At 36.5% G+C, this 19366-nt stretch carries 13 protein-coding genes; 7 read left to right on the top strand and 6 right to left on the bottom strand.

Going from position 1 to position 19366, the window contains the following annotated elements; translation table 11 throughout:
• Positions 1-7: 7 nt before the first annotated feature.
• The 7 genes from B0A64_RS16465 to B0A64_RS16435 all read left to right on the top strand — a co-directional run bounded on the left by B0A64_RS16465 (position 8) and on the right by B0A64_RS16435 (position 6644).
• Positions 8-2515, top strand: a complete 2508-nt coding sequence (locus B0A64_RS16465) for a TonB-dependent receptor (protein WP_244285434.1) — start codon at positions 8-10, stop codon at positions 2513-2515.
• Between the two features lie 163 nt (positions 2516-2678).
• Positions 2679-3584 carry a COG4315 family predicted lipoprotein gene (locus B0A64_RS16460; protein WP_089480595.1) on the top strand — a complete coding sequence of 302 codons (906 nt, stop codon included), beginning with the start codon at positions 2679-2681 and terminating at the stop codon, positions 3582-3584.
• 173 nt (positions 3585-3757) lie between these two features.
• Positions 3758-4156, top strand: a complete 399-nt coding sequence (locus B0A64_RS16455; protein ID WP_089480594.1) for an OB-fold protein — start codon at positions 3758-3760, stop codon at positions 4154-4156.
• Between the two features lie 16 nt (positions 4157-4172).
• Positions 4173-5015 (top strand): DUF5777 family beta-barrel protein, encoded by an 843-nt coding sequence (locus tag B0A64_RS16450; RefSeq protein WP_089480593.1) that lies wholly within the window; start codon positions 4173-4175, stop codon positions 5013-5015.
• Between the two features lie 19 nt (positions 5016-5034).
• The gene (locus tag B0A64_RS16445; protein ID WP_089480592.1) at positions 5035-5430 is read left to right on the top strand and encodes a cytochrome c family protein; all 396 of its coding nucleotides are present in this window, start codon (positions 5035-5037) and stop codon (positions 5428-5430) included.
• Positions 5431-5435: 5 nt separating this feature from the next.
• Complete coding sequence (locus B0A64_RS16440; protein ID WP_089480591.1) at positions 5436-5990, top strand: YceI family protein; 555 nt, start codon at positions 5436-5438, stop codon at positions 5988-5990.
• A 252-nt stretch (positions 5991-6242) separates the two neighbouring features.
• Entirely contained in the window at positions 6243-6644 is a 402-nt protein-coding gene (locus B0A64_RS16435) for a hypothetical protein (protein ID WP_089480638.1), read from the top strand.
• A gap of 38 nt (positions 6645-6682) precedes the next feature.
• Here the strand turns inward: B0A64_RS16435 and B0A64_RS16430 are convergent, their stop codons facing one another.
• The 6 genes from B0A64_RS16430 to B0A64_RS16405 all read right to left on the bottom strand — a co-directional run bounded on the left by B0A64_RS16430 (position 6683) and on the right by B0A64_RS16405 (position 18924).
• The gene (locus B0A64_RS16430; protein ID WP_089480590.1) at positions 6683-8617 is read right to left on the bottom strand and encodes a family 43 glycosylhydrolase; all 1935 of its coding nucleotides are present in this window, start codon (positions 8615-8617) and stop codon (positions 6683-6685) included.
• Positions 8618-8668: 51 nt separating this feature from the next.
• The gene (locus B0A64_RS16425; protein WP_089480589.1) at positions 8669-11089 is read right to left on the bottom strand and encodes a sugar-binding domain-containing protein; all 2421 of its coding nucleotides are present in this window, start codon (positions 11087-11089) and stop codon (positions 8669-8671) included.
• A 106-nt stretch (positions 11090-11195) separates the two neighbouring features.
• The gene (locus B0A64_RS16420; RefSeq protein ID WP_089480588.1) at positions 11196-12833 is read right to left on the bottom strand and encodes a glycoside hydrolase; all 1638 of its coding nucleotides are present in this window, start codon (positions 12831-12833) and stop codon (positions 11196-11198) included.
• 1 nt (position 12834) lies between these two features.
• Positions 12835-14436: a RagB/SusD family nutrient uptake outer membrane protein gene (locus B0A64_RS16415; protein ID WP_089480587.1), complete on the bottom strand. Its 1602-nt coding sequence runs from the start codon at positions 14434-14436 to the stop codon at positions 12835-12837.
• An 11-nt stretch (positions 14437-14447) separates the two neighbouring features.
• Positions 14448-17480: a SusC/RagA family TonB-linked outer membrane protein gene (locus tag B0A64_RS16410; protein WP_089480586.1), complete on the bottom strand. Its 3033-nt coding sequence runs from the start codon at positions 17478-17480 to the stop codon at positions 14448-14450.
• A 46-nt stretch (positions 17481-17526) separates the two neighbouring features.
• Positions 17527-18924 (bottom strand): hypothetical protein, encoded by a 1398-nt coding sequence (locus tag B0A64_RS16405; protein WP_089480585.1) that lies wholly within the window; start codon positions 18922-18924, stop codon positions 17527-17529.
• Positions 18925-19366 lie beyond the last annotated feature (442 nt).

Genomic DNA, 19366 nt, shown 5'->3' with positions numbered 1-19366 from the left:
TCATTTTTTGTTTTTCACCTTTTTCCTTGTCCTGAACCTTACTGCTCAGGACAAAGGAAAAGCCATGCCTTTTAAAAAAATTATTATTGATATTGAGCAGCAGCATCAGGTTAGCTTTAATTATACCGAAGAAAATATTGTGGGCTTACAAGTAAACCCGCCTAAAAAATCACTTTCGCTAGAACAAAAATTACAATATCTGGCTAAAAAAACCAATTTGTCTTTTGAAAACCTGGGAAACAAGTTCATTAATATTTATAAAAAAGAAACTGACGGTCCAATAATCTGCGGATATGTTTTTTCCAGCGTAGATAAAAAACCTATAGAAAATGCCAATATTAGTATTCTTAATATTCCTCAGGTAACAACTGATGCAAACGGTTATTTTGAGTTTAAAAAAACGGACGCCACTCCTTTTTTAATTAGTCATGTTGGTTTTATAACCAAAAAAAATATGGCAATCAATACAAATTCCAAAAACTGTATCCAGATACTATTAGAACCTGAAATTACACAACTTCAGGAAATTAAAGCAAATGCTATTCTGGCATCGGGGATTTCAAAAAACAATGATGGTTCCTTTGAGATTAAACCTAAAAAATTTGGTATTCTGCCAGGACTTATAGAGCCTGATGCTTTGCAAACGATGCAACAAATTCCGGGTGTAAACAGTCTTGACGAAAGCGTTTCGAGTATTAATGTACGCGGCGGTACGCACGATCAGAATTTGTTTTTATGGAACGGAATCCGAATGTTTCAAACCGGACATTTTTTTGGTCTGATATCGGTTTTTAATCCCAATTTGGCACACACCATTTCTATCTATAAAAACGGAAGTTCTGCCTTTTACGGAGAGAGTGTTTCCAGTGTAGTAGCGATTTCCTCTACTCCTGAAACAACAGAAAAAAACGCTGTCAGTGTAGGAATAAATATGATAAATGCAGATATTTATGCCAAGTACAATCTTTCGAAAAAGAGTTCTATCGAAATTTCGGCACGTAAATCGATTACTGATTTTGTAGAAACACCTACGTACAAAGAGTATTTTAATAAAGTGTTTCAAAACACTACAATTACCGATTTTTCGGAAAAACAAAATGTCGATTATCGAAGTGACAAAAAATTTGGCTTTTATGATGCTACTCTGAAGTATGCTCAAAAAATAGGCAATAAAGATCAAATCGTACTGGATTTAATTACCATCAAAGACAATCTGGAGGTTTTTCAGAGTGCCACTGTATATGACATAAATAAATCCGAGAACAATATTTTACGCCAGCAAAACTATGGCGGAAATTTGTCGTGGAAAAGGAACTGGAACAACTTTAATACAACCAAAATTAATGTTTACAACTCTGCTTATGAACTTCTGGCAGACCAAAAAACTACTGTTGGAAATCAAATCGTAATTCAGGAAAACAAGGTCAATAATAATGGAATCAATTTAGAGAATAACCATATCCTTACCGATAAATTTAGTTTTAATGATGGATATCAGTATAACGAGATTGGGGTTACAAACTTAGAGCAGGTAAGCAATCCTGATTTCTATCGTAAAGTAAAAGACGTATTAAAAACACATGCCTTAATTGTAGAAGGAAAATACAAAGACACGCTTTCCCGAATCTATTTTAAGGTGGGAATGCGCATGAATTATATCGAAAAATTTAGAAAATACAGTATAGAACCCCGTGTTCAATTTAGTTATGGAATCAGCAAAAGTCTAAATTTAGAATTACTAGGTGAGCTAAAAAGTCAAAATTCGCAGCAAATTATTGATTTGCAAAAAGATTATTTTGGTATTGAAAAAAGGCGCTGGATCATCTCTGATAATACAACAATCCCGATTCAGAAAAGTAGACAGATCTCTTTAAATCTATTCTACAAAAAAAATGACTGGTTGCTGGATATAGAGAATTTCTATAAAAAAGTATCCGGAATTATAACTTCGAGCCAGGGTTTCCAGAACCAATTAGAATTTGTTCGAATGACTGGCGATTATGAAGTTCTGGGGACAGAGATGCTGGTTCAGAAAAAAATGAATCACTTCCTGACCTGGTTAAGTTATACTTATAACCATAATAATTATCACTTTGCCAATTACGAATACCCTAGTTTCCCTAACAACTTTGAGTTAATGCATACGGTATCGTGGGCAGGAATTTATGAAAAAAATAATTTTAAAATAGCCCTGGGTACAAAATGGTCTTCCGGCAGACCAAAGACTTCGCCTGATCTTTCTCAAATTGATCTTTCGGATCCTGTATTGGTATACAACAAACCGAACAATACGAATGTGCATATTTTTTCGCAGGTTAATATTTCCTCTACTTACAAATGGGAAACTGCAAAGGGAATTCAATACAAATTAGGTCTGTCTATTTTGAATATCCTGAACAGAAAAAATGAAATCAGCGAATATTACAGAGTTAGTTCTCTGACAAATTCTATAGAGGAGGTCGAAACTTTCTCCCTGCAAAGAACTCCAAACATGAGTTTTAGAGTTTCATTCTAACCTTAGTTCTGCAAGGCACTCAAGAAATTACTTTTCATTTTTTTCTTTTTTTATAAAATAACAATTCTTTGGTAGGGTAACCTGAATCAAAGCTGTTTTACTATTGGATCCGATCAAACAATAGTAAAATGACCTCATTACAATTAAATTAAATTAAAAAACGATGAAATTAAAACAACTTAAACTCGCTTTGGTTGCTGTTGCAGCAACAACATTTTTTGTAAGCTGCAGTAGCGACAATAGTGATACTCCAACAACTCCTGTTACCCCGGAACTAAAAACAGAAGTAAACCTTTCTACCAGTGCTACATTGGGTTCTTACCTTACGGATAAAAGCGGAAGGTCTTTGTATTTTTTCTCAACAGATGCAAACGGACAAGCATCTTGTACAGGAGGATGTGAACTTGTATGGCCTGCTTTTTCTGTAGATAATTTAACAGCCGATAAATTAGGTACAGGATTAACATTGTCAGATTTTGCTACTATAACCACTACATCTGGCAAAAAACAATTGACCTACAAAGGCTGGCCGTTGTATTACTATGCACCGGTTTCAGGAACTGATGCTTATGGCAACGGAGGTACTAATACAGCAGAAGCTGCCGGTAAAACAACCGGAGACGGAGTTGGCGGCGTTTGGTTTATAGCAAAACCAGATTATTCGATTATGCTGGTACGAAGCCAGCTTGTAGGACACGACGGCAAAAACTACAAGTCTGATTATACGGCTGGAGATGGCTTGACAACTTATTTTACAGATGCTAAAGGATTGACGCTGTATACTTTTAAAAATGATAATTTCAAGAAAAATAATTTTACAAAAGCAGACTTTTCAAACAATGCTGTTTGGCCAATATACGAAACAGACAAAATTGTTGTTCCTTCTGTTCTTGATAAATCTAAGTTTTCTGTAATTACGGTATTTGGTAAATCTCAACTGGCTTACAACGGCTGGCCTTTGTATTATTTTGGACAGGATGCTAGTGTAAGAGGTGCCAATAAAGGAATTAGTTTCCCTAGTCCCGGTGTTTGGCCTGTGCCTGTAAAAGACTCGCCACTTGCGATCTAAAAAACACCATATTCCAATACTATTTATTAATGTGTTTGTGTAACACATTGTTTTTCAAATTAGTTCAATGTTCTGTTGGACTAATTTGATTTTTTTTTACAAAATAACATTTTTTTGGTAGGGTAATTTGCATCAAAGCTGTTTTACTATTGAATCTTATCAAAAGAATAAATATGAAAAGAAAAAAAATAGCATTTGTAATTGCAGCCCTATTGATAGTGGCTTCGGCAGGCATTTATTTTTATTACGGTTTTCTCTTTAAGGAAGCCCGAAATATAGCATCCGAAATGCCGGATTATAGTCTAACAGCAACAAAATTACTTCAGGATTACAACTCAAATCCAGAAAAAGCAAATTTGCTCTATCTCAATAAAACTATTGAAATAACGGGCAGAGTAACCAAAGAAACAGGCTCTGAAATTATAATTGAAAATACTGTTTTTTGCCTTTTTACTCAAAAAATAAACAAAAAGCTTCTCCATACTAATGTAACTGTAAAAGGCAAATGTATTGGTTATGATGAACTGTTTGACGAAGTAAAGCTAGACCAATGCACCCTTAATAATAAATAAACCAATTAATCAATTTATGAAAAAGTTTTTAGTCCCAATCTGCTTTTTTTTAGCCTCGATGGCATATTCGCAAGATGATTTACTAAAGAGTCTTGATTCTACTAAGGTAGAAGACACCTACTCTACAGCAACTTTTAAAGCTTTGCAGCTGGTCACCTTACAAACAACCAAAATGCCTGCAAAAAAAGAGTTTTATTTTGTTGTTTCCCACCGTTTTGGAACTGTCAAAGATGGTTTAGACAGTTTTTTTGGTCTTGACAATGCCACCACAAAACTGGGTGGTATTTATGGTGTTACAGATTGGTTGTCTGTAAGCCTTTCCAGACACACCTTAAACAAAATGTATGAAACCGGGGTAAAATACCGAATGATGAGACAAGATGCCAGTTTTCCTGTAGATATTGTTGGTTATAGTGTTGCGGATATCAATACATTTTTAGAAAAAGATCAATACCCGGGCTTAGAGTTTAAGCATCGTATGACCTACGTACAACAGTTGTTGATATCCAGAAAAATAAACCAAAAACTATCCTTAGAGTTAGTGCCTTCATTTGTGCACAGAAACCTTTACAATCCTGATATAGAAAACGATAATCAGTTTTCTTTTGGCGGAGGCGGACGCTATAAAATCACAAAACGATTGTCTGTCAATTTAGAATACATGCACAATTTTGACAACCCTAACTTTTATGAAAATCCTTTGTCTGTAGGTTTGGATGTAGAAACAGGCGGACACGTTTTTCAACTAATATTTACCAATTCACAATCCATGAGCGAGAGTGGGTATCTAACCAACGCATCCGGAAATTGGGGCAAAGGAGATTTCTTTTTCGGATTTAACTTATACAGGGTATTTTAAAAATTATAAACAACAACTTATGAAAAAAATAATAGCACTTACAATCTTACTGGCTGCATTTGCAAGCTGCAGTGATTCTGACACTTACCAGGATATCGAAACCCCTCCGGTAGTAGTTACACCTCCAGGACCGGTAACTACGCCAGAACCTGTAGTGGCAACTACTTATACTAAAAATGTAAAATCAATTATTGATGCCAATTGCGTAGGCTGTCACCAAAACGGAAGATCTGCTGGTTTTAGACCATTAACGACTTATGCCGAGGTAAAAGTAGCGGTTGAAAACGCCGGTTTATTGAATAGAATTCAATTGCAAAGCGGGCAACAGGGAATCATGCCTCAGGCAGGAAGAATGTCTCAGGCCAATATCGATATTATTGTAAAATGGAATACGGACGGACTTAAAGAAAATTAATCATTATGAAAAAAACGCTTATTAATTTCGTCGTTGTACTGTCCCTTTTTATCTCCGGTACACAAGGATTTGCACAAAAACTAATCACTAAAACGGGTAGTATAAAATTTCAGGCTACTATGCCTTCGTATGAAGAAGTCGCTGCCGAAAACAAAAGTGTATCTGCCGTTTTAGAACAAGCAACAGGAGATTTTGCTGCCTTGGTTTTTATAAAAGGTTTCAGGTTTAAAGTGGCCTTAATGGAGGAGCATTTTAATGAAAATTATATGGAATCTGAAAAATTTTCAAAAGCAACGCTCAAAGGTAAAATAGAAGATTTTGATGTTTCTAAAATTACAAATACGCCCAAAAATTTTACGCTAAACGGAGATCTTACCATTCATGGCAAAACAAAACCCGTATCTGTAATCGTAAAAGTTTCGAAAGCAGCCAACGGAGTTATTGCCATAGGCTCATTTGAAGTAAAACCGGAAGATTATGATATTGAAATCCCAAGCATGGTGAGAAAAAAGATTGCCGATAAAATTAAAATTACCTACAATTTTTTATTAGTTAAATAAACCGTTGGCTGTAATTAATTTTAACACATAGAAACATAGCTTTTGTACTTTTAAAAAAGGCGTTTTACTTATTTTAAATACACATAACCAGCTATTTATCAAAAGATTAATCCCACCCTAAAATAGTAACTAAACAAAGAAACTTTTTGATTTTGGAAGATCAATAAACAGGACTAATGCCATAAAGGTCAGTTTTATCCAAACTGACCTTTTTTAATTTTTCTATCAATAGTAATGCTAAATAAAATTAAAATGACCGGTAAAAAGTATATCGTTACAGGAGAAGACGTAAATGATTTTATGGTAATGGAAAGTACGGCATATGTCTCCTACACACTTAGATTATTGTATCATTTTTTGTTTGCCAACGGATTTTCGAAAGAGAAACTTAATGCCCTGCACCTGGGTTTGCAAGAAAGAAATCATGTTTTAATTTGTTATAAAAATCTAATCTTTACCGAACACTTTTTTGTAGAGATGCAACATTGTTATATCGATGATAAAATCACTATTAAAAGTTGTTTTTTTAATTCGAAAAACGAATGCTGTGCCGAGGTTACCAAAGAAATAGAATGGTTTGACCATAGTCGAAGACAAGTAATCGCAGCTCCCAAACACATCATACAGCATTTTAATCAAAATACCAGCGCATAAACTAAATAAATTATTATATAAATTAAATTGCAAAAACTTTATTTTTTTGTCCTGATTCCTTCCTGAGTCGGAATCATTTGTTTGATAGTTCCGTCCTGATTAAATTCGAGTTTATCAATACAAACTTCGCGATGAAAACCTGCTGCATCGCCCATTTTTATTCCTGTAGGATAGGAGAATCTGTGATATACAATATACAATTCGTCTTTATTTGGAATCTGTAATATCGAGTTATGTCCCGTTGCATAAATTCCCTGATCCGGATTTCCTTGTATTACAATATTATTTTCTAAAATTTCAATTGGACCTAATGGCGATTTGGATGTTCCATATCTTACTTTATAATTAGGGCTTCTGGTATCATCTTCGCTCCACATAAAATAGTAAGTCCCTTTACGATAGCATACATAAGTCCCTTCGCGAAATGTATTATCGACTTTAATTATTTTAGTACTTTCCGGTTTTATCGAAACCATATCTGCATTCAACTCGGCTACAGCCAAATATCCATTTCCCCAATACAAATAACTTTTTCCTGTCTTGGGATCGGTAAAAACATCCGGATCAATTTCCTGACCTTCCTTTATGCCTGCTGGTTTTGTACGTATCAAAGCTTTACCGCTATCCTTAAAAGGTCCGTTTGGATTGTCAGAAGAGGCAACACCAATTTTTTGAGCCGCTGTAAAATAGTAAAAATACTTGTACTTTCCTTTTACCTTTTTCTCTGTAATACAAGGTGCCCAAGCGTTTCTGTTTGCCCAACTTACATCTTTTCTAAGATCTAAAATAATTCCTTCGTCTTTCCAATCCGTTAAATTATCAGATGAAAAAGTTTTAAAATAATTTCCTGACCAACCATCAAAACCATCGCTTGTTGGATAGATATAATATTTTCTGGTTTTATTTGAATATAAAATTTCAGGATCAGCATAATAGCCTTCCAGAACCGGATTGTTATTTATTTCTGGCAATTTCTCAGGCATTCCCCACTTCCCAATAAGTCTTCTTAATTCAGAGCGTGTTATGGGCAAAATAGTTCCGTGACGCGGATTAAAATCCATTGAAATATCAGTATCGATAATTGTAAAATTCTCCAGATCTTTTGTTTTTGTAAACTGATATTTTCCTTTTGTATAAACATCGTACATCAGGATATATTCATCCGAATTGTTGAGTTTAAAAACACTTGATCCTTCAACACCATCTTTTGTTTGTTGCAGATAATTATCGTTTTCAACCCATTTTCGGGAAGTCAGATCAGTTGTGGTGGCTACTTTTATTCCGGCATTTTCAGTTTCGGTTTTATAAAAAAGATGATAAACACCGTCTTTCTCAATAATATCACCGTCAATACAAGCTCTTTGAGATTTTGGTACAAATAACAATTTTGGAGCACTTTCTAAACCTGTAAAATCTTTATTGGCATAGGCATAATAGATCTTATCAGGACCTCCTGCATGTTGCATACTAAAATAGATCAGATATTTTCCTGCTTTGGCATCATAAATAGTTTGTGGCGCCCAAACACGTTTCAGGTTTTCATTTCCCGGAAAAGTGGTCTGAATGTTCACCATACTATTCTCCCATTTTATAAGATCTGTACTTTTAAGTAAAATCATCGCACGATTACTGTCCCACCCTTTTGAGGAAGTCATATCTGTCAAAACCATATAAAAGGTCTTACCATCGTCGCCGCGCAAAATATGTGGATCACGAACGCCGCCCGTAGCACTAATATCTTTACTATCTAGTACAGGATTATTATTGTTGAGATGATAATAATGATAACCATCTGTACTTACAGCATATCTCAAGGCTTCTTCTTCGACCTTATTTCCTGTAAAATAAACGAACAAATATGCTGTCAGATCTTTATCTGCAAGTACTGGCGGAGTTCCTTTGGGGCTATTCTGAGCTTCTGAAAAATTAAAAAATGCCAAGAATAATACCACTCTAAAATATGTCTTTTTCATTGTTTTTTGCCATTCCCGATAACTATCGGGATAAAAGATTATTGTGATTTCTTATTTTACATTAATCGTTACTTCTACAGGTTTTAGCCATTGGCTTGTAAACGTCACTTTTATGGGCTGTGCTTCACCAGTTGCCTGAATGTATGCTGCAATATGACCGTGATAAACTCTTTGAACATTATCTGTATAATCTGTCATGTCGCTGTTGTTTCCTGCTTCAAGACCTAATAAAACTCCGGGGCCGCTTATTGTACAAGTAACTTCATTGTCTGAAAGCATTACTGGTATACCATTTTGATCCTTAATCTGAACCATTATTTTGGCAACACCTTTGTCTTTATTGATTGTGATATTTGCATCTGCAATTGTTAATTCTACAGGTTGTTGTGTCGTCGTTATGGCATATCTGCTCACTTCTTTGTCGTCTTTGCTTAAACCAATTGCTTCCAGTTTTCCTGAAGCAAACGGAATATCCCAATAGATAATTCCGGTTTTTTCGTCGTATTGTTTTATTTCTCCAACTACTTTTCCGTTTAATTCTAAGCGTGCTTTTGCAGCATTGGTGTAACAAACCACACGAATTTTTTGGCCTTGAGCATAATTCCAGATTGCCCAGGCATCTTTAGAAACATCTTTATCGTTTTGCAAAGGATAAGTCCCTACATAAGCCATTGGTTTATCTGACCATAATGATTGACGAAAATATCCTCTTGGTTTGATAACTCCTGCAAAATCAACCAATCCGGAGTAAAATCCTCTTGAAGGCCATCGTCCTGATTCTCCCAAATAATCGATCCCTGTCCATAAAAATTGTCCAAAAATATGTTTGTTATTTTTTACTGCGAGCCAAGGTTCCATATCGTGAACATTTTCGCTGCCAAAAATCACTCTGTTTGGATATTTTTGATGGTCAGATTGGTATTTACTTTCTGTATAATTATATCCTGTAATATCTAATGCTCCCGGATATTCTGTTTCATTAGACATTGCAACACCTGCCAGTCCCGCAGTGGTAGGACGAGATTTATCGTATTTTTTTACTGCTGCAACCAAACGTTTTGCAAGTACTCCAAGACGCATTGCATCCGGTGCTTCTTTTTTATAACCTCCATAAGCTGCTTGTCCAAAACCGTCTTTTCCTTTATCAAGAACGGGATGCGAATAAGGATCGTTTGGATAATCTACTTCATTACCAATACTCCATGCAAAAACCGAAAGATGGTTTCTGTCACGACGTACAAAATCTTCAAGATCTTTTTCTCCATAATCGGCAAAAATATCAAATGTACCTTCAAATCCCGGAGTACCATAATTCCAGCCTTCTAACCACTTGCGTTTTGGAAATTCCCATTCGTCATAAGCTTCGTTTAAAACCAGTAATCCTAACTCGTCGCAAAGCTCATAAAAAACCGGTGCTTGCGGATTATGACTGGTACGTATTGCATTTACACCAATTTCTTTAAGTGTTTTAAGTCTGGTTTCCCAAACTTCTCTGGGAACTGCAGAACCTAACACTCCTGCATCATGATGCAAACAAACGCCTTTCATTTTCATCCATTGTCCGTTTAATGCAAAACCATTGTTGGGATCGAATGTAAAATTTCTGAAACCTGTTTTTGTAATGGTTTCATCTATTTGTTTTCCGTCTTTAAAAACGGTTGTTTTTAACTGATATAAATTTGGATGCTCTAAATCCCATAGTTCAGGATTTTTTACATTTATTTTAGTTGAAATTTTTCCGTTTTTATTGGCAGCAACTTCCACTTTTGTCGCTGATTTTCCAACAGATTTTCCGTCTTTTGAGATCAGTTCATTGACCACGGTAAGGTTTGATTTTGTTGCAGCACCATTTTCTACCTCAACCTCAACATTCAATGTTCCGGTTGCTTTGCTCACTTCCGGATAGACATAAACGCCCCATTGTGCGATATGAACCGGATTGGCATATACCAACCAAACATCTCTGTAAATGCCTGATCCGGTATACCATCTGGAATCAGCACTTTGACTGTGGTCTACACGAACTGAAATCGTATTTTCTGCTCCATATTTTACAAAGGGAGTTGCATCATAAGCAAATGAAATATAGCCATTTGGTCGCTTCCCTAAAGAATGTCCGTTGATAAAAACTTCGCTTCTGTTGTAAACGCCTTCAAAATACAAATAGACTTTCTCGCCTGTTTTACTTTGCGGAATTGTAATCGATTTGCGGTACCATCCAATTCCGCCCGGCAGGAAACCGGTACAACTTGCCAATGTTGGGCTTAGTTGTCCTTTTACGCTCCAGTCATGTGGTACATTTACCAATTGCCATTTGCTATCGTCGTACGTTGCTTTTTGAGCCTCCGGAGTATCCTTAAGATTGAATTTCCAGTTGTCATTGATTTTTTTTGAATCTCCAAATGATATCTGACTAAATGCAGATAAACAGGAGAAGAGCAATACGGGTAGTAGGATCTTTTTTGTAAACATTTTTTTTAAAGGTTCTAAGTTGCTAAGATTATAAGGTTCTAAGCTTTATGTTATTCTTAATTTGTTTTTTTTCAGGTTTCAGGATTCTGACTGCGACTTAAACCTTTTATTTGTAACTCCCTACATAGGTAACAATTGACCTTGCCGGAATTTCAAAATTAGTGGCGTCGACTGTTGCCCCTTTTTTCAAACTCAATGTTTCAGAAGTTGTATAAGGCGTAAATTTATTATCTGTCAGTGTGCCTCCTGAAAGATTTAATTTATAGCTTTTTGCTGATTTACTCACGTTGACCGCTACTACTACTAATTTTTTTGTGGCTGCATCTTTGTAGGCCGTTACCATTACACCATTTACAGAAGTGGCATTATCAATACCCGGGGTTTGAACTCTAACCATTCCCGGTTTTACAAAAAACGAGAAGTTGCCCAGCGCCCAAAGTGTTTTGGAATCTCTTATATAACCATCGTTTTTGCAATAATCTGCATTTCCTGCTCCGTTGCCGGAACCATCATCAACATGAACTAATCCGTCTTTATAATCGCCACGACTAATTGCGGTCCACCATTGCCAGGACGAAACACCTCCAACGGCAATATCAGTACTTATAATACGAGCGGTCCATAGTGCGGTCTGAATTCCTAAATCTCTTCCCGGACCTGCTCCACCAGGTAACTCAGCTGTTCCCGGACTTTCTAAAATACTATATTCTGATGACCAAAGACTTAATCCCGCAACAGATTGTGTTCTTACAGCAGCAGATTGTCTGGAATTAACCAACTCTGTCAAAGGCCATACCTGCCAATAACTGTGTGCCGAAATGGTCTTTTTTACGTTGCTTAATCCTGCAATATTTTTAGCCGAATTTACTCCAAAGAAATAATCTATTTGGTTCGACCTGCTTTCTTTTCCTGAAATCGTTTTATACAATGATTCGTATGAACCGCCTTCTCCTACTACAATTTTAGCTTCTAGTCCTTTTGATTGTAATTTTGGAGACAGGATATTTACAAAACTGTAGATATTGGCATTTGTCGCCGGAGAACCTTCCTGCCCTGAACCATCCCACTCGTATTGTGGCTCATTAAACGGAGATACATAGTCGATTGTTATACCGTGTTCTGTTTTTAGTTTCTCTAAAGATGTCGCCCAAAAATCTGCCAATTCCGGCATTTTACCCTCCTTAAGATTATAAAATTCTTTGATGCTTGCATGAGCTTTTCCGTTTTGTGTTAAATAAACCGGAGCACTGTTTGTAAACGCCAGTAATTTTTCTAAACCACGTTCTTTCGCCGCTTTCATGAACCAAACCTGACCGGCTTGTTTGTTCATATTATACGTAACACCATCTGTAGTAAAACATTCTGTACGTCTCCACTCATCGGTAATATCGCTTGCATCTCCTTGTTCTGTACTTCCTGCACCAAGGTTAAAACGCCATAAAGACAATCCAATTCCTTTAGGATTTCCGTCTGCATCTACTTCTTTGCTAAATAGTAAATCGGCAATTTTATTTTTTTTATCCAAAGGCCAATTTTTTCCTATAAAATTAGATTGCCAGGCATCCGAGGCACCAAAGTTTTCCATCGTCTGAAGGTTTGTATCCAGACTAATACTCAATTCGGCAATACTATTTTCAGCGCCTGAATTTGCATTATTTTCAGAGTCGCAACTCACCATAAAAGAGTTTGCGAAAAGCAAGCCTGCACACAGCAGACTTACTTTGTTGTTTATGATAATTTTCATTTTAGTAATTCGGATTTTGAGTAATTAATCCCCCACTTAAATCAATTTCCAACTGTGGTATTGGCCACAATAAGTGTTTTGCAGGATTAAAATTGATTCCTTTATCCTGAGGTTCTCTCAGGTTGGTTGTTTCGTATGGATCTGTCGAATTTAGATTGTATTGAACAAATGTTCCGTTTGGTCCCATTAGCGATTCGATAACCGGTCTTCCTGTATTTGGGTCTTTTTCGCGACGAATATCAAACAAACGTAATCCTTCGAAAGCTAACTCTAAACGACGCTCTTTGTAAATTTGTTTTAAAAGTGTTGGTCCTGATAAACCTGTTTTAGGATCTAATTTTACCCGTGCTCTAATGATATTGATATCTCCTAAAGCATCTCCGCCGGTATGATAATTTGCTTCTGCTCTTGTCAGGTACATCTCTGCTAAACGAATCAACGGAATATTTAAGGGTAAGTGTCCGTCTTTTTTATCTAGTGCACGACGCGTGGCAACCGGAATATAATATTTACGGCAAATGCGTCCTGATTTATTGTCGTTTAAACTAAATTTATGGGTTGGGTTCAAAACCTCATCTCCGTAGGCCGCTTCTCCCCATTTGGTAATGGTGCTTCTGCGGCGAATTACATCATTTTCAGAAAGATAGGCGTTTTCAAGATCGCTGGTTGGCATACACCATCCCCATCCGTCTAAAACATCCTGAGCATTATTACTTGGAAAATTTTTCTTGTCTTCGCCTCTGGCGCCCGATAAAGTTGGTAAAGCAGCCCCTAACTCTTTGTCTTGTACAGACGAAGTTTGCGCTTCTAGAATCGATTCTATACCGTTATGGTTATTTACATTCCAGATGTTCAGGAAATCTGTTTCTAAGGCAAATGGTCCCTCTGTAATAACTTTGTTGGAATATAGTTTTGCTTCTGCCCATTTTTCCTGAAATAATGATACACGTGCCAATAAAGCATAAGCAGCCCATTTATTGATTCTGCCGTTTCTCGCTACGGGAGTATTATCCAATTTTGCAGCAGATTCTTTTAGATCTGCTTCGATTTGAGCATAAACCTCGGTAGCAGGACTGCGTTTTAATTTTAGATCTGCCGTTCCAAGTGATTTTGTGTACAACGGAATTGCTCCAAAAAGATTTACCAACTCATAATAACAGTAGGCACGCACAAATAGTGATTCTCCCATGTATTGATTTTTTTGAGCCTCTGAAATTGGTGAAATTGCCATTTTCTCCAAACCTATATTTGCAGATTGAATGGTATAATAATGCGCAGTATAAATACTGTTCATATCGCCCATATTATCCGGTGTAATCAAGTATTGCGAACTTGGTCTGTGTGCACTGTTATCCTGCCCTGTGTTCCCCATCCAGGCATCATCTGTCGACATTTCGTTGGTAACTCGTGGTGCAACCAAAGCATACCAATCCTTTGCCAGTAATAATCTTTGCGTTAATTCATTGGCATAATTCTCGCATTCTTGTGCAGTTTGAAAGTAGTTTTCTAAAGTTTGAGTTCCCCTTTGGTCTTTTTCAATAAAATCACTGCATGAAACTGCAATTAGAGAAAAAGCTAGTATTGATAATATCGTTTTTTTCATGTCTTTTTTTATTAAAATGCTACATTAAGTCCCATCAAAATGGTTGGCTGAACCGGATAATTCCATCCTCCAAAACCGGAACCTTTGACTCCATCGTCTTGTTTAGGATCACCACCTGCAACTTCCGGATCGACTCCGGTGTACTTTGTCCAGGTCCATAAGTTCTGACCTGATAATGAAATTCTCAGTTTATCTAAACCAAATTTATTATAGAATGAAAATCCTACCTGAAGGTTTTTCATGCGTACAAAAGATCCATCCTGAACATAAAAAGAAGAGAATTTTGTAAAGTTTTCGTTGTTATCATCTTTAGATAAACGAGGGACATAGTTTGACGTTCCTTCGCCATGCCACGCCATTTGATCTAATCCGTTTACTTTATTCGTTAAACTGGCCCCGTTGTATAGGTCTGAAATGTTTTGGTTTACGATATCATTTCCTATACTGGAGTAAAAATTTGCTACCAGATCAAACTGTTTGTATGCCAATGTCAAATTCAATCCCACATTATAATCCGCCCAGGGTGATCCTATCTTTGTTCGGTCTTTATCGTCCAGTTTTCCGTCACCATTTACATCCTTAAAACGAATATCGCCAACCTGAGCATACGGTTGCAATTTGGTCCCGTGCTCGTCTGTATGTGCATTAAGTTGTGTTTGATTTTGAAATAAACCATCTGCAACATATCCGTAAAAATATCCCGGTTCTTCGCCTTTTACCGTTAGCGTTCTGTTTCCGGCTCCGTAAAGCCTTTCTCCTTCAGATGATAAAGACAACATTTCTACATTTACAGTAGTAAAAGTAACGTCGACTCCATAAGTAAAATTTCCTTTTTTATCTTTGTAAGAAACCAATAAATCGATACCGCTGGATTGCATAGAACCTACGTTTGTCCAGATGGTCGAATAGCCAGGAAAGCCACTGTATGTTGGAAATTGTTTTTTGAACAACATATCATTCGTTTTCTTTTGGTAATATTCTAAAGATCCTGAAAGTTTATTTTTCCATAATCCAAAATCAAGTCCAAAACTGATATCTTCGACCGTTTCCCATTTAATATCTTTATTTGCCATTGATGACGGGAATGAGGTATCTACAATATTACCTGCTATAGGATAAAAACCCTGCCCAATATTTGATTGGTAAACTGCGGCTGGTAAATTTTGATTCCCTACTTTTCCCCAACCTGCCCTAAATCTCAAATCGCTTAAAACATCTTTTGCAGACTCCATAAACCTTTCGTTCAAAACTCTCCAGGAAACAGAAGCCGAAGGGAAATTTGCCCATTTATTATTGGTCATAAATTTTGAAGAACCATCACGTCTAAAAGTTCCTGTAAAATAATATTTATTGTCATAGTTATACGAGAAACGCGAAATGTATGACATCAAAGAGCTGGACCAGCTGTTGCCCTTACTATTGCGGTTTTTGGTAGCGGCATTTACTTCTCTCATAGCATCTGTATTGTTAGGCACACCTTCGCCATACCCCCAAACATCGTTGCCATTGTACTCTTCCATAGTATTACCAATCATTAACGAAGCATTGTGCTTTCCTGCAAATGTTCTGGTATAAGTCGCTGTATTTTGCCAGGTCCAATCGACATTTGTAGTATTTGTTCTTTCTACACTATTAATCTCTGCTTTTTCGTGTGCTGCATCAATTATAAAATCAGGTCTAAAAATACTTTGTGTTTTATCTCCCACTTCGATAGAGGCCTGTGTACGAAACACTAATCCTTTTATAGGCTGATATTGCAAATATCCATTGGTATTTAAGTTGTACTGATCTGTAAAATCATCATAACGTTTTACAGCTGCAACCGGATTCCAGACATACGATGGAGAACGTGCATAAATACTATATTCATTTTCTAGTCCTGTCAATTGATCTGCCGGTTTGTAAATTGGCGTGATAGGATCAATTCTATCAAAATCAGCCCAGTTATTAGGAGAACCATACGTTTCGTAACGAGGGTTTAAAGTAACTCCGGCAGAGAATTTATCAGAGAATTTGAAGTCGTTATTGATACGCATTGTAATTCTTTTCCATCCGCCCACTTCATAAATCGATTCTGAGTTATAGTAATTTAAACTAATCGAATAGGTATGTTTATCTGAACCACCGCTAACGCCCAGCGAAGCATTGGTTACAGGAGCACCGGATTTGATTCCGGCTTTCCACCAGTCTGTCGTTTTACCATTGTATTGTGATGGGTTTGGCAAATAATCTGCATAACCAGAATTGTTATACGCTTTGTTCATAATTGTAGCGTAGTTCTCGGCATTTGCCATATTATAAGGGTTATTCATCATCTGAATCCCTGAACTCATATCAAAATTGAACCTCGTTTTACCTGCTTTTCCTTTTTTGGTTGTAATCAGGATAACACCATTCGAAGCACGGGAGCCATAGATTGCACTGGCAGAAGCATCTTTTAAAACTTCCATAGATTCAATCTCATTATTGCTCAAAAAGTTAATGCTTGTACCCATCGGGATTCCGTCAATAACATAAAGCGGGTCTGTACTTAAATTTATTGTCGATATACCACGAATTAAAACTCTTGGCTGTGCACCGGGACCACCCTGACCTGTAACCTGAACACCGGCAACTTTACCCTGCAAAGATTCTGCAACGTTACCAACGGTCATGGTTTGAAGTTCTTTTCCTTTTATTGAAGAAATCGAACTGGTTACATCACTTTTTTTAACAGCAGCATAACCTACTACCACAATTTCATCCAGTGCCTGACTGGATTCTTCCATCGTAACATCAAAAACTGTTTTATCGCCTACGGGAACTGTTTTGTTGGCAAAGCCAATGAAAGAAAACTCAATCTGAGCATTTTTATTTGGAACAGAAATCGTAAAATTTCCATCAAAATCTGTAGCTCCGTTTGTTGTAGTTCCTTTTACCATCAAGTTTACTCCCGGAATTGGCACATTGCCTTTGTCCTTAACGGTTCCTTTTACTGTTATCTGTCCAAATGTTGCAACACTGCACAACAGGACCATACATAACCCTATAAATCTATGTTTCATAGTAAGATATTTTTTTATTAAATGTTACAAGCAACGGCTCTAACAACTATTTTTTTGTGATAAAGACTCTTTCCAACTCTGTATCAAGAACTACTTTGTATACTCCCGGAGTTGCCGGATATTTGGCATTTCCGTTTTCTCCCGGTGACATTGTAGCGATTCCGTTTTTGATTAATCTCCATGACGGACTCCACCATTGACCTGTAAAAGTAGCCTCTACCTGTCCTGTCAAAGTATATTCGCCTATCAATTGATAAGGGTTATTGGGGTTATTTGCCAGATGTAATCCTGTCTGAACCCAAGCGGTCCAGGTATCCCAGTCTGCACCCTGAATTCCGGCTCCGCAAACACTTACAAAAGGTTTTCGTTTTGCCTCTTCGTCATGCCATAAGCCGTTGGCAACATCAGCCCAGACTTTGCTTGAAGGTGTATATTTTGTAACGGTATAAACCAATGTACTAGGATTTACTTTTATGTTGTAATATCCTTTTGTTGGCAAAATAATTGGAGTTGACACAACATCATCAACTAAGGTTCCTGCTTCGTTCAAACCAAAACAGTGTGGAGCAAAATCTGATTCCTGACCTAAGAAATAAACTTCTTTATTGTCTTTATCAGCATAATATTTAAATTCGAAATCTTGTCCGTTTTTTTCATGAAAGTACATTGGCACTCCCACTGCATCAGTTGTAAGATTGGTACCTTTGGGCTGATCGCATAAATAAATCGCAGGGTATTCGTTTGTAGCAACAATATTTACATTTAAAGTTCCTGTGTTTGGTATCGCAAATTTATCTCTAGCCGTAATGCTCAATACATAATTTGCTGCGGTTACTGGCAATGTGTACGTTTTATTGAAAGTATATGATTGTGGTGCTCCTGACAATTGAACTTTTTCATCGATCCCCAATTCGGCACATTTAACCTCAATGTAATCGATACCAGAATCGTCGTTTACAACAAAATTCACGGGCATTTGATTGCTGGTTGATAACAATATAACTGCTCCGTCTTTTGGAGTAATCATTGAGATCGATGGTGCAGCAAATTCTCCGTCAAGGCGCAAATTGATATCCTGATCTATCGAATTGCCGGAAACATCGGTAATGGTTAGTTTTATCTTGAAGGCTTCAGAAGTTCCTCTAGTGGCTGGAACTTCAAAAAAATAGCTCAAATCATACGTTTTAAGCAAAGGGTCTGTTGCAAAAGCAATGACTTTATCCAGTGACAATTCAGGAATTTGAATTCTCACACTCTGTAAGCCTAAATCATCTGCCACTGCGGCTTTGATTTCAAATTTCCGGCTTGGTGCTCCATAAATCTCTTTTGTCGAGACAACAACAGTAGGATTATCAGAACTTGGAAAACCGGATTCGTTATTTTGACATCCTGAAAAAAGGGCGGCAAAAAGAGTAAGAAAAAATAAAAATAGATTTTTTTTCATTTCTTTAATTTTAAGGTTAGGTTAGTTAGTTTATTTAATTTGATAATTAGAAGATGAGAGCATTAGATAATTGGTCAGGTTTAATAATTTTCTCATGTACTATTTTTTATAATTCGATAACGAGATATTGAGCAACGGCGATAATGATCTAATGGACCAATTATCTCCTTTTCTAATGACTCTTCTCATGAAAACATTCTTTTGGGATTTATTTTAACCCGCAGATTTTTTTTCTGCGGGTTTGATAAGTAAAGTGTAAAACCAACTCTTACAATCTTGTTTTAAAGAAGGCTCAATTCTTTAAATTCAGATAAAAACTTATCCTAAAACAAACACTTAAATTATACACAATAATGCTACTAACACATTACTATTACTGCAAAGAAATGTTTAATTAAAACTTTTAAGGAGGGGTAAAATGGAAAAAAAAGGAGGTCAAAAT

Origin of the sequence: Flavobacterium araucananum, assembly GCF_002222055.1 — a bacterium.
GTDB classification, from domain to species: Bacteria; Bacteroidota; Bacteroidia; order Flavobacteriales; family Flavobacteriaceae; genus Flavobacterium; species Flavobacterium araucananum.
Note: the sequence above shows the minus strand (reverse complement) of the source record. Positions and strands in the feature narration are given on the sequence as shown.